General features: G+C 74.5%; 12 protein-coding genes. 1 reads left to right on the plus strand and 11 read right to left on the minus strand.

Annotation, left to right across the window (positions count from 1 at the left end; genetic code table 11):
- Positions 1-112 precede the first annotated feature (112 nt).
- The 5 genes from rplS to rpsP form a co-directional block, all read right to left on the minus strand.
- On the minus strand, positions 113-472 hold the full coding sequence (gene rplS / locus RDI86_RS00860; RefSeq protein WP_021483307.1) for a 50S ribosomal protein L19: 360 nt from the start codon (positions 470-472) through the stop codon (positions 113-115).
- 273 nt (positions 473-745) lie between these two features.
- On the minus strand, positions 746-1,564 hold the full coding sequence (trmD, locus tag RDI86_RS00865; protein ID WP_076406439.1) for a tRNA (guanosine(37)-N1)-methyltransferase TrmD: 819 nt from the start codon (positions 1,562-1,564) through the stop codon (positions 746-748).
- Between the two features lies 1 nt (position 1,565).
- Positions 1,566-2,156 (minus strand): ribosome maturation factor RimM, encoded by a 591-nt coding sequence (gene rimM / locus RDI86_RS00870; RefSeq protein ID WP_076406437.1) that lies wholly within the window; start codon positions 2,154-2,156, stop codon positions 1,566-1,568.
- A gap of 135 nt (positions 2,157-2,291) precedes the next feature.
- The gene (locus tag RDI86_RS00875) at positions 2,292-2,531 is read right to left on the minus strand and encodes an RNA-binding protein (protein WP_061268928.1); all 240 of its coding nucleotides are present in this window, start codon (positions 2,529-2,531) and stop codon (positions 2,292-2,294) included.
- Positions 2,531-2,968, minus strand: a complete 438-nt coding sequence (gene rpsP / locus RDI86_RS00880; RefSeq protein WP_021482888.1) for a 30S ribosomal protein S16 — start codon at positions 2,966-2,968, stop codon at positions 2,531-2,533. The genes RDI86_RS00875 and rpsP overlap by 1 nt, the downstream gene beginning before the upstream one ends.
- Before the next feature lie 258 nt (positions 2,969-3,226).
- On the opposite strand from rpsP, the gene RDI86_RS00885 reads away from it, so the two are divergent.
- Positions 3,227-4,780 (plus strand): hypothetical protein, encoded by a 1,554-nt coding sequence (locus RDI86_RS00885; protein ID WP_308820414.1) that lies wholly within the window; start codon positions 3,227-3,229, stop codon positions 4,778-4,780.
- Positions 4,781-4,795: 15 nt separating this feature from the next.
- Here the strand turns inward: RDI86_RS00885 and RDI86_RS00890 are convergent, their stop codons facing one another.
- The 6 genes from RDI86_RS00890 to ftsY all read right to left on the minus strand — a co-directional run bounded on the left by RDI86_RS00890 (position 4,796) and on the right by ftsY (position 12,767).
- Positions 4,796-5,917 (minus strand): amidohydrolase family protein, encoded by a 1,122-nt coding sequence (locus tag RDI86_RS00890; protein ID WP_061268926.1) that lies wholly within the window; start codon positions 5,915-5,917, stop codon positions 4,796-4,798.
- Between the two features lie 149 nt (positions 5,918-6,066).
- Positions 6,067-7,680, minus strand: coding sequence for a signal recognition particle protein (ffh, locus tag RDI86_RS00895; RefSeq protein WP_308820415.1), 1,614 nt, complete (start codon positions 7,678-7,680; stop codon positions 6,067-6,069).
- 111 nt (positions 7,681-7,791) lie between these two features.
- The gene (locus RDI86_RS00900; RefSeq protein WP_308820416.1) at positions 7,792-9,639 is read right to left on the minus strand and encodes a [protein-PII] uridylyltransferase; all 1,848 of its coding nucleotides are present in this window, start codon (positions 9,637-9,639) and stop codon (positions 7,792-7,794) included.
- A 16-nt stretch (positions 9,640-9,655) separates the two neighbouring features.
- Complete coding sequence (locus RDI86_RS00905; protein ID WP_021483028.1) at positions 9,656-9,994, minus strand: P-II family nitrogen regulator; 339 nt, start codon at positions 9,992-9,994, stop codon at positions 9,656-9,658.
- The gene (locus RDI86_RS00910) at positions 9,991-11,304 is read right to left on the minus strand and encodes an ammonium transporter (protein ID WP_021483029.1); all 1,314 of its coding nucleotides are present in this window, start codon (positions 11,302-11,304) and stop codon (positions 9,991-9,993) included. The genes RDI86_RS00905 and RDI86_RS00910 overlap by 4 nt, the downstream gene beginning before the upstream one ends.
- 281 nt (positions 11,305-11,585) lie before the next feature.
- Entirely contained in the window at positions 11,586-12,767 is a 1,182-nt protein-coding gene (gene ftsY, locus RDI86_RS00915) for a signal recognition particle-docking protein FtsY (RefSeq protein WP_251177004.1), read from the minus strand.
- Positions 12,768-12,788 lie beyond the last annotated feature (21 nt).

The following is a 12,788-nucleotide window of genomic DNA, read 5'->3' on the forward strand; positions in this document are numbered from 1 at the left end:
CGGGAAACGGAACCGGCCCGCGGACAGCGGCCCCGGGTACGCCGACGGCGGCCGCCCCGGGAGGGACGGCCGCCGTCGGAACGAGCGGAGCGGCGGTGTCGCCGACAGCCGATCAGCGGTTGGGCGCGGTCTCGCGCTTCTCCTTGATCTTCGCCTTCTTGCCGCGCAGCGCGCGCAGGTAGTACAGCTTGGCGCGACGCACGTCACCGCGCGTCACGACCTCGACGGACTCGATGGACGGCGAGTGCACGGGGAACGTGCGCTCGACACCCACGCCGAAGCTGATCTTGCGGACCGTGAACGTCTCGCGGACGCCGCTGCCCTGACGGGCGATGACGACACCCTGGAACGCCTGGACGCGGGAGCGGGTGCCCTCGACGACCTTGACGTTGACCTTGAGCGTGTCACCGGGGCGGAACTCCGGGACGTCGCTGCGCAGCGATGCTGCGTCGACGCTGTCCAGCGTGTGCATGGTGCTTCTCCTCGCCCGCCACAGGTCGGACGCGTGCTCGTGGCCCGGGCAGACCGGGCCGTCGTCGTATCGGTGGGGTGTGCCGTGCTGCGCGTGGACGGTCGTCGACCTCACGGTCGTCGGGTCCGTCGTGCCAGTCCGCCCGAGGATCGGGCGCGGGCTCCCCTGTGGCAGAGGTCCGGGGCGGCACACACCGATCGACCATTCTGCCACACCCGTCGACCCCGGCGGCAGCCCTCGCGGGTCACGGGCGCGCGCCGGGAGGGTCCCCGCTCAGCCGTCGGCAGGCTCGGTGCGCTCCAGGTGGCCGTCGACGACGCCCCAGCCGGCCCCCGCGAGGACCTCCAGGTCGTGCCGGTCGAGGGCGGCGACGTCGAGCGCGCGCACCATGTCCGGGCGGCGGCGGGCGGTACGACGCAGGGCCTGGTCCCGGCGCCAGCGCCGGATCCGGGCGTGGTGCCCGGACAGCAGGACGTCGGGCACCTCGAGGTCGCCCCACACGGGCGGCTTCGTGTAGACCGGGTACTCCAGGAGCCCCGCGGCCCCGTGCGACTCCTCGACGAGCGACTCCGGGTTGCCCACGACGCCCGGCAGCAGGCGCCCGACAGCCTCGATCATCACGAGCGCCGCGACCTCGCCGCCGTTGAGCACGTAGTCGCCGATCGAGAGCTCGCTGACGCGCATCCCGGCGGCACGGTAGTGCTCCGCCACGCGCGCGTCGATGCCCTCGTAGCGTCCGCAGGCGACGACGAGGTGCTCCTCCGTCGCGAGCTCCTCGGCGGTGCGCTGGGTGAAGGTCGCGCCCGACGGCGTCGGCACGACCAGGTGCACCGCGCTCGCCTCTCCCGCGACCGCGTCGGTCGACAGGCCGGACACGTCGTCGATCGCCCGCCCCCACACGTCGGGGCGCATGACCATGCCCGCGCCGCCGCCGAACGGCGTGTCGTCGACCGTGCGGTGCCGGTCCGTCGTCCAGTCGCGCAGGTCGTGGACGCGCAGGTCGAGGATCCCGGCCGTGCGAGCCTTGCCGACGAGCGACAGGTCGAGCGCGGCGAGGTAGTCGGGGAAGATCGTGACGACGTCGATCCGCACGTCAGGCCTCGCCGTCGGCGGAGGCGTCCTGCGACCCGGGCTCGGCCGCCGCGTCGCCGGCGCTCGGCGCCGCGACCTCCAGGTGCTCCGCGTCCGACGCGAGCAGCCCGCCGGGCGGGTCGAGCACGACCCGGCCGCCGGCCACGTCGACGACCGGCACGATCTGCCGGACGAAGGGCACGAGCGTGCGGGCGCCGTCCGGCTCGCGCAGCACGAGGACGTCGTGCGCGGGCAGGTGCTCGAGGCCCTCGACGCGGCCCAGCACGCGACCGTCCGTGCCCTCGGCGCGCAGCCCGGCGAGCTCGTGCGGGTACCACGCGTCCTCCTCGTCGGACGCCTCGGCCTCGACGACGAGCTCGACGCCGCGCAGCGCCTCGGCGCCCGTGCGGTCGCGCACGCCCTCGAACCCGACGAGCCAGCGGCCCTGGTGGACGCGCACGGTGGCGACGGTCAGGGGGCCGGCGTCGGCGGGCCGCGTCTCCAGACGCTCGCCCACCGCGAGGCGTTCCTCGGGGTCGTCGGTGCGCAGGTCGAGGGCGACCTCGCCCCGCAGCCCGTGCGCCTTGCCGACGCGCGCGACGGTCAGCTCCATCGTCGTGACTCCTCGTGTGGTGCTGGATGGGACGGTGCGCGCCGGTCCTCCGGCGACGGACGCAGGAAGGCCCGGCCCGCCGGTGGCGGGCCGGGCCTTGCCCGTCGCCCCTCGCGGGGCGTCGTCGTGCGGGCCTCAGCGGCGGTCGACGTCCACGACGTCGACACGGACCGGCCCGTCGGTCGCGAGCGCGCCGATGACCGTGCGCAGGGCACGGGCGGTGCGCCCGCCGCGACCGATGACGCGGCCGAGGTCCTCCGGGTGCACCCGGACCTCGAGCAGGTCACCGCGACGCAGCGTCTTCGTGGCCACGCGGACGTCGTCCGGGTTGTCCACGATGCCGCGCACGAGGTGCTCGAGGGCCTCGGCGATCATCAGGCCTGCTCGTCGGCAGCGGCCTCGTCGGCCGCGTCGGCGGTCTCCTCGGCCGGAGCCTCGGTCTTCTTCTCGGCAGCCTTGGCCTTGACCTTCTCGGCGTCCGCGGCGGCGGCCTCGATAGCGGCGGTCGGGTCGACCTTCTCGCCCTTGACCTTGAGCGTGCCCTCGGCGCCGGGCAGGCCCTTGAACTTCTGCCAGTCGCCGGTGACCTTGAGGAGCGCGAGCACCTGCTCCGTCGGCTGCGCGCCGACGCCGAGCCAGTACTGGGCGCGGTCCGAGGTGATCTCGATGAACGAGGGCTCCTCGGTGGGGTGGTACTTGCCGATCTCCTCGATCACACGACCGTCGCGCTTGGTGCGCGAGTCGGCGACGACGACACGGTAGTACGGCGCACGGATCTTGCCGAGACGCTTCAGACGAATCTTGACGGCCACAGTGGTGGTCTCTCCTGGTTCTGTTTCGGGCGAACCCGCGATCGTCCCGTGGGGACAGGACGAGGAAGGGGTTCAGGACACGGCACGCGCCGGAGAGAGGGGCCGGGGCACGCCGAGTACCGGGACATTGTGCCAGACCCTCCGGGCGCTGACCAACATCGCCCGCTCCCGCACGTCCGACCACGGTGTAGAGTCCCGCCTCACGTGGCCACCGCCGCGGGGCGCCGGGGCCGGTCCCGGACCGTCAGAAGGAACCGCATGGCCGAGCCCCACGGCGCACCGCAGCGCCCGTACCACCGTACCGTCGTCGACGGTGTCCCCGTCCTCTGGGCGGACCTCGCCACGGACCCGACCGTGACCCTCCTCTTCGGGGTCGGCCTCCAGGACATGGACCCCCGGACGGTGGGCATCACCCACCTCGTGGAGCACCTCGTCATGCGCCGCGTGGGTCGCGTCGACATCCCCCACAACGCGGAGTCGACCCTGCGTTCCACCTCGTTCTACGCGACCGGCCGGCCTGACCAGCTCGTCGACTTCGTCGACCGCGTGTGCCGCGCGGTCCGAGAGCTCAGCACGGTGACGCCGGAGGAGGTCGACCTCGAACGGCGGACCGTGCTCGCCGAGGTCGGGCGCGAGAGCCTGTACGCGGCGCACGACGCGTTCACGGTCCGCTACGGACCCTCCGGCACCGGGGTCGCCGCGCTCTCGCACACGCGGCTCATGGACTGGACGATCGACGAGGTGCGGGAGGCCGCCGCACGGTGGTTCCACCGGGACAACGCCGTGCTCGTGAGCACCGCCCCCCTGCCGGCGGGCCTGCGCCTGGACCTTCCCTCGGGGCCGCCGGTCGCCCGGCTCCCGCACCCTCCGTCGGTGCTCCCGGGCCCCTCGTGGGCCGAGCACAGCAGCGACGAGCTCGTGCTGTCCGGCGAGTGCTCGACGGAGCACGACGACGCCACCCGCATCCTCGCGACCGCCGTGCTCACCGAGGCCCTCAACGCGACGCTGCGGACGGCTCAGGGAGACGTCTACACGGTCCAGTCGATGGCGGTCCAGGTCGACGACGCGCGCGAGGTCCTGACGGTCGCGGCCGACCCCGGACCCGAGCGGGTGTGCGACGTCCTCGTGGCCACCCTGGACGTCCTCGAACGTCTCGCGGTCTCCGGGCCAGGTCCCGACGAGCTGGAGCGCGCCCGGGCCGTGCTCGCGAACGAGCTCGACCTCGTGGCCTCCCACGCCTGGTGGCTCGACCTCGCGGCGTCCTACGAGCTGCGCGGATTCACGGCCTCCTCGCCGGCCGAGGTGAGCGCCCGGCTGCCCGAGGTGTCCGGCCAGGCCGTCGCCGCCGTGCTCACGGAGCTCCGCAGCACCCTCCTCGTCTGCTTCCCCGCGGGGCACGTCCCGCACGACGAGGCGCTGGCGCGGCTGGCGAAGGACCGCCTCGGCGCGGTGTCGCTCCTCGACGACACGTCGCCGGTCCCGCGCCGCGGGGGCTCCCGCCACAAGGCACGGTTCTTCTCGCCCGCCCGGGGATCCAGCGTCCGGCTCCTCGAGGACCGGTTCGTCCTGACCGACCCCGGCGCGACCTACACGATCCGCCACCAGGAGGTCCTCCTCGCCGGGGTCGACGAGGACGGCGACGTCGAGCTGGTCACGGCACGCGGCGCCAGCGTCGTCCTCGTGCCGGCCCTCTTCCGGAACCTCGCCGCCCCGCTCGCCCGCACGGTCGACCGGCTCGGGCCCACGGTGCGCTACGTCAAGTCCACCGCCGCGGGGACGACGGGCGACCCGGTACCGATCCCCGCCCGCTGACCTCTCGCCGCGCGGTCAGCCCGCAGGCGCCACGATCTCGCCGCGCAGCACGACGGCGGTCGGGGCGCGCAGGACCCCGACGTCCTGGCGCGGGTCCTGCGGGTAGACGACGAAGTCGGCCGACGCGCCCTCGACGAGCGACGTGTAGCCGAGGTACTCGCGACCCTGCCAGCTCGCGGCCGCGACGACGGCGGCGTCGGGGATGCCCGCGGCGACGAGCTCGGCGCACTCGTCGGCGAGGCGGCCGTGCCCGATCGTCCCGCCCGCGTCCGTTCCGACGAGGATCTGGATGCCGGACTCGTACAGCGCCCGGGCCTGCTCGTACCGGCGCTCGTGCAGGCGCCGCATGCGCGCCGCGAACACCGGGTACCGGGCGTCCGCCTGGCGCGCGATGTTCTCGAACTGCCCGATCTGGAGCAGCGTCGGGGTGACCGCGACGCCGCGCTCGGAGATCTCGTACATGAGGTCGGGGTGGATCCCCGTCCCGTGCTCGATGCCGTCGACGCCCGCGGCGAGGAGCGACGGGATCACCTCGTCGGAGAACGCGTGAACGGTCACACGGGCGGCCTCGGCGTGCGCGGCCGCGACCGCCTCGGCGAGGACGTCGTCGGGCCACAGCGGCCGCAGGTCGCCCTGGGCACCGAGGTCACGGTCGATCCAGTCCCCCACGATCTTGACCCACCCGTCGCCCTGGCGCGCCTCGCGGCGCACGGCCTCGGGGAGCTGGGCGACGTCGTCGAGCTCGAGCCCGTAGTGGCGCAGGTAGCGCTTGGGCCGGGCGAGGTGGCGCCCCGCCCGCACGAGGCGCGGCAGGTCGCGACGGCCGTGCACCCACCGCGTGTCGAGCGGGGAGCCGGCGTCGCGCACCAGGAGCACCCCGCTGTCCCGGTCCGTCAGCGCCTGCTCCTGCGCGGTCGTCGCGTCGACGGCGCCCTGGGCGCCCAGCCCGACGTGGCAGTGCACGTCGACGAGGCCCGGCAGGGCCCAGCCCTCGAGCTCGACCATGTTGGTGCCCTGCGCCGACGGCCGGGTGAGGCTGATCCGCCCGTCCTTGACCCACAGGTCGCCCACCTCGCGGTCGTCGCCGACGATGACGTGGCCGCGGACGTGCAGCGTGGGGCCTTCCAGCGCGGACATGCGGCTCCTGGGTGAGGACGGACGGGACGGGGAGACGGCCCGGTCGGGGGCGCGGTGCGGCACCGGGCGGTGCCACGGACATAACCTAGCGCCCGGGCGGCTGCGGGTCGCACCCGGGCTCGAGGACGGCCGTCCGGGACGGCCGCTGCTCAGCGGCCGCCGAGCAGCTTCTCGAAGCCGGGCGGGAGCTGGAGGTCGTCCGGCGTCGGGGAGGACGGCGCGTCCGTGCCCCGCACGCCGAACGCGGAGCCCGACGGCGCCGCGGGACCGGTGAGCTCGCCCGCCGCGCGCGCGGCGGCCGCGCGCTCCTGCGCGGCCCGCTTCGCCGGGTTGCCCGACTTGCCCTTGACCTTGCGCTGCGGCGCCTGGCGGCCCCGCGCCTTCTTGCCGCCCATGCCCGGGAGGCTGCCCATCCCCGGCATCCCCGGCATGCCGCCGCCACGGCTCATCTGCCGCATCATCTTCTGCGCGCCCGCGAAGCGCTCGAGGAGCTGGTTCACGTCGCTCGTCGTCACGCCGGAGCCGCGGGCGATGCGCGCGCGCCGCGAGCCGTTGATGATCTTCGGGTTGTCCCGCTCCGCGGGCGTCATCGACCGGATGATGGCCTCGATGCGGTCGACCTCGCGCTCGTCGAAGTTCTCGATGGCCTCGCGCATCTGGCCCATGCCCGGCAGCATGCCGAGCATCTTCTTCATCGAGCCCATGTTCTTCATCTGCTGCATCTGCACCAGGAAGTCCGCGAGCGTGAAGTCCTGCCCCGTGGCGACCTTCTCGGCCATCTTCGCGGCCTGCTCGGCGTCGAACGCCTTCTCGGCCTGCTCGATGAGCGTGAGGACGTCACCCATGTCGAGGATGCGCGACGCCATGCGGTCCGGGTGGAACGCCTCGAAGTCGGTGAGCTTCTCGCCCGTGGACGCGAAGAGGATCGGGCGACCGGTGACCCCGCGGACCGAGAGCGCGGCACCGCCGCGCGCGTCGCCGTCGAGCTTCGTGAGCACGACGCCCGTGAAGTCGACACCCTCCTCGAAGGCCTTCGCGGTCGCGACGGCGTCCTGACCGATCATCGCGTCGATGACGAACAGGACCTCGTCGGGCTGCACGGCGTCGCGGATGTCCGACGCCTGCTGCATGAGGACGGCGTCCAGGCCGAGGCGGCCCGCGGTGTCGACGATGACGACGTCGTGCTGGCGCTGCCGCGCCGTCTCGACGCCCTCGCGTGCGACGGCGACCGGGTCGCCGATCACGTCGTCGACCTCGACGCCGCTCTGGTTGCCGGGGTGCGGCGCGAACACGGGGACGCCGGCCCGCTCGGCGACGACCGAGAGCTGGGTGACGGCGTTCGGGCGCTGCAGGTCGGCGGCGACGAGGAGCGGCGTGTGCCCCTGCTCGCGCAGGTGCAGCGCGAGCTTGCCCGCGAGCGTCGTCTTGCCCGCGCCCTGGAGGCCCGCGAGCATGATGACGGTCGGGGGCGTCTTGGAGAAGCGCAGCCCGCGGCTCTCGCCGCCGAGGATGCCGACGAGCTCCTCGTTGACGATCTTGACGACCTGCTGCGCCGGGTTGAGCGCCCCCGAGACCTCGGCCGAGAGCGCGCGCTCGCGCACGGTCGCGCTGAACTCGCGCACGACGGGCACCGCGACGTCGGCGTCGAGCAGCGCACGCCGGATCTCCCGGATCGTCGCGTCGATGTCCGCCTCGGACAGCCGGCCCTTCGCACGCAGGTTCTTGAAGGTCGAAGTCAGTCGGTCCGACAGCGTGTTGAACACCGCGTCATCCTCACCAGTCGTCGGAAGTCTCGTGCGCGTCGGCCCTCCGTCGTCCTCGCTCCCCGGCAGACGTGGAGCGGGCACGGGACGGGCCGTCCGCGAGGGTCCAGCCTACCCGGCGGCGCCCGGTCCCCCCGGCACGGCGCCCAGCGCACGGAGCGTCTCGCCCACGAGGTCGTCCACGAGGCGCGCGCGCCACGCCGTCCACGCGCTCGGGCCGAGCGACGACGCGTCCGCCTCCGTGAGCGCGCGGAGCACCACGAGCAGGTCGGCGCGGTGGTCGACGGCGTCCGCGAGCTCCGCGACCGTCGCCGGGTCGTCGGGGTCCTCGCTCACGGCGAGGCGCGAGAGGGTGAGGTGGTGGCGCACGAGGCGCTCGACGTCGGCCACGACGTCCGGCTCGAAGCCCATGCGGCCGAGGATCGCGGGCACGAGCCGTGCGCCCTCGACGGAGTGGTCGGTGGCGCCGGCCCGCTTGCCGATGTCGTGCAGCACCGCGGAGAGCAGCAGCAGGTCGCTGCGCTCGACCTCCTTGCGGGCGCGCGCGGCGCGCGCCACGACCTCGACGAGGTGCCGGTCGACGGTGTGCCGGTGCACGGCCGCGCGCTGCGGCCGGTTGCGCACGCCCGCCCACTCGGGGATCCACGTCGTGACGACGCCCGCGAGGTCGAGCGCCTCCCACACCGCGACCTGCGCCTGGCCGGACCCGAGCAGGGCGAGGAACGCGGCCCGCGCGGCGCGCGGCCACGGCTCCGGCAGGGCGGGGCAGCGCGCGAGGCTGGCGACGGACACGGGCGAGAGCGTCAGGCCCGTGCGCGCCGCGGTCGCCGCGGCGCGCAACGACAGGAGCGGGTCGGACTCGGGGTGGGCGTCCACGGCGAGCACGAGCTCGCCGTCGTGCTCGACGAGGCCGTCGCCGACCGGCCGCAGCCGTGGCGCCGCGCGGCGTCCCCGCACGAGCACCGGGCGCCGGGCGACCGACGGCCGCTGGAGCGCCTGGCGGGCCCGGCGGACCGTGGTGTCGAGCGCGTAGGAGATCTCCCGGCCCGCCGCGGCGAGGCTCGCGAGGAGCTCGTCGGGGTCGTCGTACCCGGACAGCGCGGCGACCTCGTCGAGGTCGGCGAGCAGGAGGCGGCTCGTGTGCCGGCCCGTGACGACCTGGAGCGTGTCGCGGACGTCGAGCAGGTGGGCGTGCGCGCGGTCGACCGACCCGTGCGGGCGGTCGGTGAGCCACGTCGCCGCGAGCGCCGAGAGCACGACCGCGTCCCGGATGCCGCCGCGCGACTCCTTGAGGTCGGGCTCGATGAGGTAGGCGAGCTCGCCGGACCGCTCGGCGCGCTCGCGCGTCGAGCAGAGCAGGTCGGGCAGGCGGCGGCGCGACGCGGAGCGCCAGTCGGTGAGCACCGCGGACGAGGCGCGGTGCACGACGAGCGCGTCCCCCGCGACCGCCCGCACGTCGAGCCACCCGACGGCGGCGGGGACGTCCTTCGACGCCACCTGGCGGCACTGCGAGAGGGAGCGCACCGCGTGGTCGAGGTCGACGCCCGCGTCCCACAGCGGGTACCAGAGCCGCTCGGCGACGCGCGCGACGTCGTCGGCGGTGTGGGTGCGGCCGTCGTGGACGAGGACGAGGTCGAGGTCGCTCGCGGGGCCCATGTCGCCCCGCCCGAGGCTGCCGACCGCGGCGAGCGCGAGCCCCTCGGGCGCGACGCCGTCGGTCGCGTCGAGCCAGAGGCCCGCGAGCGAGGAGGTGACCAGGTCGACGACGGCGGCGCGGCGCGCGACCCCGCTGCGGCCCGGTCCGCTCATGGACCGTGCGACGTCGAGCATCCGCGCACGCAGGTCCCGCACCCCGTCGGGGTGCGGGACCTGCGTGCCGTGCTCTCCCGGCCCTGCCGGGCGCCCCGCCGATCCCCCTGCGACCCCGCCCGTGGTCGGGGTGTCGGCGTGGTGGGTCATCCGAGGGTCCGTCTCCTCACAGGGCGCCGGGGCCGTGCTCGCCCGTGCGCACCCGGGCGACGTCGTCCACGGTCACCGTCCAGACCTTGCCGTCGCCGATCTTGCCGGTCTGCGCCGCCTTGACGATCACCTCGGTGACCGCGGTGGCGTCGGCGTCGTCGACGAGGACCTCGATGCGGACCTTGGGGACCAGGTCCACCGTGTACTCGGCGCCGCGGTAGACCTCGGTGTGGCCCTTCTGGCGGCCGTACCCGCTGGCCTCGCTGACCGTCATGCCCCGCACGCCCGCGGCCTCGAGCGCCGACTTCACGTCGTCGAGCCGGTGCGGCTGGATGATTCCCGTGACGAGCTTCATGCCCGCACCTCCCTGATGACGCTGCCCTGCTGGATGGACTCGTACGCCGTCTCGCCGTGGACCGCGAGGTCGATGCCGCCGACCTCCGCGTCCTCGCTCACGCGCCAGCCCATCGTGACCTTGAGGATCAGGCCGATGACCGTCGTCGTGATCGCGGTGAAGACGATCGCGACCAGCGCGATGAGCACCTGGACGACGAGCTGCTGCGCGCCGCCCCCGAAGAAGAGGCCCGTGTCGGTCGCGAGGAAGCCGATCGCGACGGTACCCCAGAGGCCGGAGACGAGGTGGACCCCGACGACGTCGAGCGAGTCGTCGTAGCCGAAGCGGTACTTCAGGCCCACCGCGAGCGCGGAGAGCGCGCCGGCGACGAGGCCCAGGACGATCGACGTGACCGGGTTGAGCGCGCCGGCGGCGGGCGTGATCGCCACGAGGCCCGCGACGACGCCGGACGCGGCACCGAGCGACGTGGCGTGACCGTCGCGGATCTTCTCCGTGACGAGCCAGCCGATGATGCCGGCCGCCGTGGCGCTCGTGGTGTTGATCCAGGCGAGGCCGGCCGTCTCGTTCGCGCCGAACGCGGAGCCCGCGTTGAAGCCGAACCAGCCGAACCACAGCAGGGCCGCGCCCAGCATGACGAACGGCAGGTTGTGCGGGCGCATCGGCTCGGTGCCGAAGCCCTTGCGCTTGCCGATGAGGAGCGCGAGCACGAGCGCCGCGACACCGGCGTTGATGTGGACGACGGTGCCGCCCGCGAAGTCGATCGGCGCGACCGTGGCGGCGCCGTCGGTCACCCCGAACACCTTCGCGGCGAGACCGTTCTCGTTGGCCGAGAGGAAGCCGCCGCCCCACACCATGTGGGCGAGCGGGAAGTACGTGACCGTGACCCAGATCGCCGTGAACGCCAGCCACGTGCCGAACTTGACGCGGTCGGCGAGCGCACCCGAGATGAGCGCGACCGTGATGATCGCGAACGTCACCTGGAACGCGATGTCGACCACGTTCGGGTAGTTGCCGAGCGTGCTCGCGACGGCGCTGCCGTCGGCGTCCGTGATCGCCCCCGAGAGACCGAACTGCGCGAACGGGTTGGCGAACAGGCCACCCGTCCCGGCCTCGCCGTAGGACATCGACCAGCCCCACAGCACGTAGACGACGCCCACGACGGCCATCGCGCCGAAGGACATCATCATCATGTTCAGCACGGACTTGGCGCGGACCATGCCGCCGTAGAAGAACGCCAGTCCGGGCGTCATCAGGAGCACGAGGGATGCTGAGGTCAGCATCCACGCGGTCGCCCCGGTGTCCCACTCCATCGGATCATCTCCCCTCGCCGGCCGGGCGGCCGGTCGGGGACTACGGTGGTGCGGGCGGGTTTCCCCGGCGGTGTCGCCGCGTTACGCCGGCGTGACAAGGGCGGCCCGGACGTAAACGTTCGGTTTCGCCGCACCGCGCGGGCGCCCGGAGCCCGGCGCCGCGACCGGGCCGTGATCGCGCCGTGACACGACCGTGACCCGCCGGGCGACCCGGACCGGCACCCGGCCGGGCACCCTGCCGGGCACTGCGGCCGGGCGTCGCACCCGGCCGCGCCCGTGCCTCAGGCGCCGAGGAGCCCGTCGACGAACTGCTCGGGGTCGAACGGGGCGAGGTCGTCGGGCCCCTCCCCCAGGCCGACGAGCTTGACGGGCACGCCCAGCTCGCGCTGGACCGCGACGACGATGCCGCCGCGCGCGGTGCCGTCGAGCTTCGTCAGGACGATGCCCGTGACGCCCGCGACCTCGCCGAAGACGCGTGCCTGGTTGAGGCCGTTCTGCCCCGTCGTCGCGTCGAGCACGAGGAGCACCTCCGACAGCGGGGCCTCCTTGGTGATGACGCGCCGGATCTTGCCCAGCTCGTCCATGAGGCCCTGCTTGTTCTGCAGGCGCCCGGCGGTGTCGACGAGCACGACGTCCGCGCCCTCGGTGCGGCCGCGGCGCACCGCGTCGAACGCGACCGCCGCCGGGTCGGCGCCGTCGCGGTCGGACCGCACGGTCGGGACCCCGACGCGCGAGCCCCAGGTCTCGAGCTGGTCGGCGGCCGCGGCGCGGAACGTGTCCGCCGCGCCCAGCACGACGCTGCGGTCCTCGGCGACGAGCACGCGCGCGAGCTTGCCGACGGTCGTCGTCTTGCCGGTGCCGTTCACGCCCACGACCAGCACGACGGCGGGCACCGTGGACCCGTCCTCGGCGGTGCGCGGGGACGTCGCGAGCGAGCGGTCGAGCGTCGGGTCGACGAGCGCGACGAGCTCGGTGCGCAGGAGGTCGCGCACGCTCGCGGCGTCGCGCACCCCGAGGACGCGGACCTTGGTGCGCAGCGCGTCGATGAGCTCGCCGGCCGGCCCGGCGCCGACGTCCGCGAGGAGGAGGGTCTCCTCGAGCTCGTCCCAGTCGTCCTCGGTGAGGTGGTCCCGCGAGAGGACGGACAGCAGGCGGGCGCCGAGCGGCGACCCGGAGCGCGCGAGGCGCTCGCGCAGCCGGACGAGCCGACCACCGACCGGCTCCGGGCGCTCGAGCGCGGGCGGGGCGGCGACGTCGGGCTCCGGCGGTGCCTCCACGGTCGCCGTGCCGGGCGGCGCCTCCACGGCGTCCGGCGCGGTCGCGGGGGGCGCGGCAGGGGCCGAGGGCGGAGGTTCGACGCGGTCGCGGCGACCGCGGCGACGGGCCGACACGGTCCCGGCGGTGACGAGGCCGACGACCAGGAGGACGCCGAGGACGATCCAGAGCGGGAGGAGGTCGTTCACCCCGGAAGTCTCTCAGACCGG

Origin of the sequence: Cellulosimicrobium sp. XJ-DQ-B-000 (assembly GCF_031119065.1) — a bacterium.
In the GTDB taxonomy this organism is placed as follows: domain Bacteria; phylum Actinomycetota; class Actinomycetes; order Actinomycetales; family Cellulomonadaceae; genus Cellulosimicrobium; species Cellulosimicrobium funkei.

Bases quoted from the DNA above. Each gene is read 5' to 3' on its own strand.
- rplS (WP_021483307.1), bottom strand. From the start codon at position 472: ATGCACACGCTGGACAGCGTCGACGCAGCATCGCTGCGCAGCGACGTC.
- rimM (WP_076406437.1), bottom strand. From the start codon at position 2,156: ATGGAGCTGACCGTCGCGCGCGTCGGCAAGGCGCACGGGCTGCGGGGC.
- RDI86_RS00875 (WP_061268928.1), bottom strand. From the start codon at position 2,531: ATGATCGCCGAGGCCCTCGAGCACCTCGTGCGCGGCATCGTGGACAAC.
- RDI86_RS00885 (WP_308820414.1), top strand. From the start codon at position 3,227: ATGGCCGAGCCCCACGGCGCACCGCAGCGCCCGTACCACCGTACCGTC.
- RDI86_RS00890 (WP_061268926.1), bottom strand. From the start codon at position 5,917: ATGTCCGCGCTGGAAGGCCCCACGCTGCACGTCCGCGGCCACGTCATC.
- RDI86_RS00900 (WP_308820416.1), bottom strand. From the start codon at position 9,639: ATGACCCACCACGCCGACACCCCGACCACGGGCGGGGTCGCAGGGGGA.
- RDI86_RS00905 (WP_021483028.1), bottom strand. From the start codon at position 9,994: ATGAAGCTCGTCACGGGAATCATCCAGCCGCACCGGCTCGACGACGTG.
- RDI86_RS00910 (WP_021483029.1), bottom strand. From the start codon at position 11,304: ATGGAGTGGGACACCGGGGCGACCGCGTGGATGCTGACCTCAGCATCC.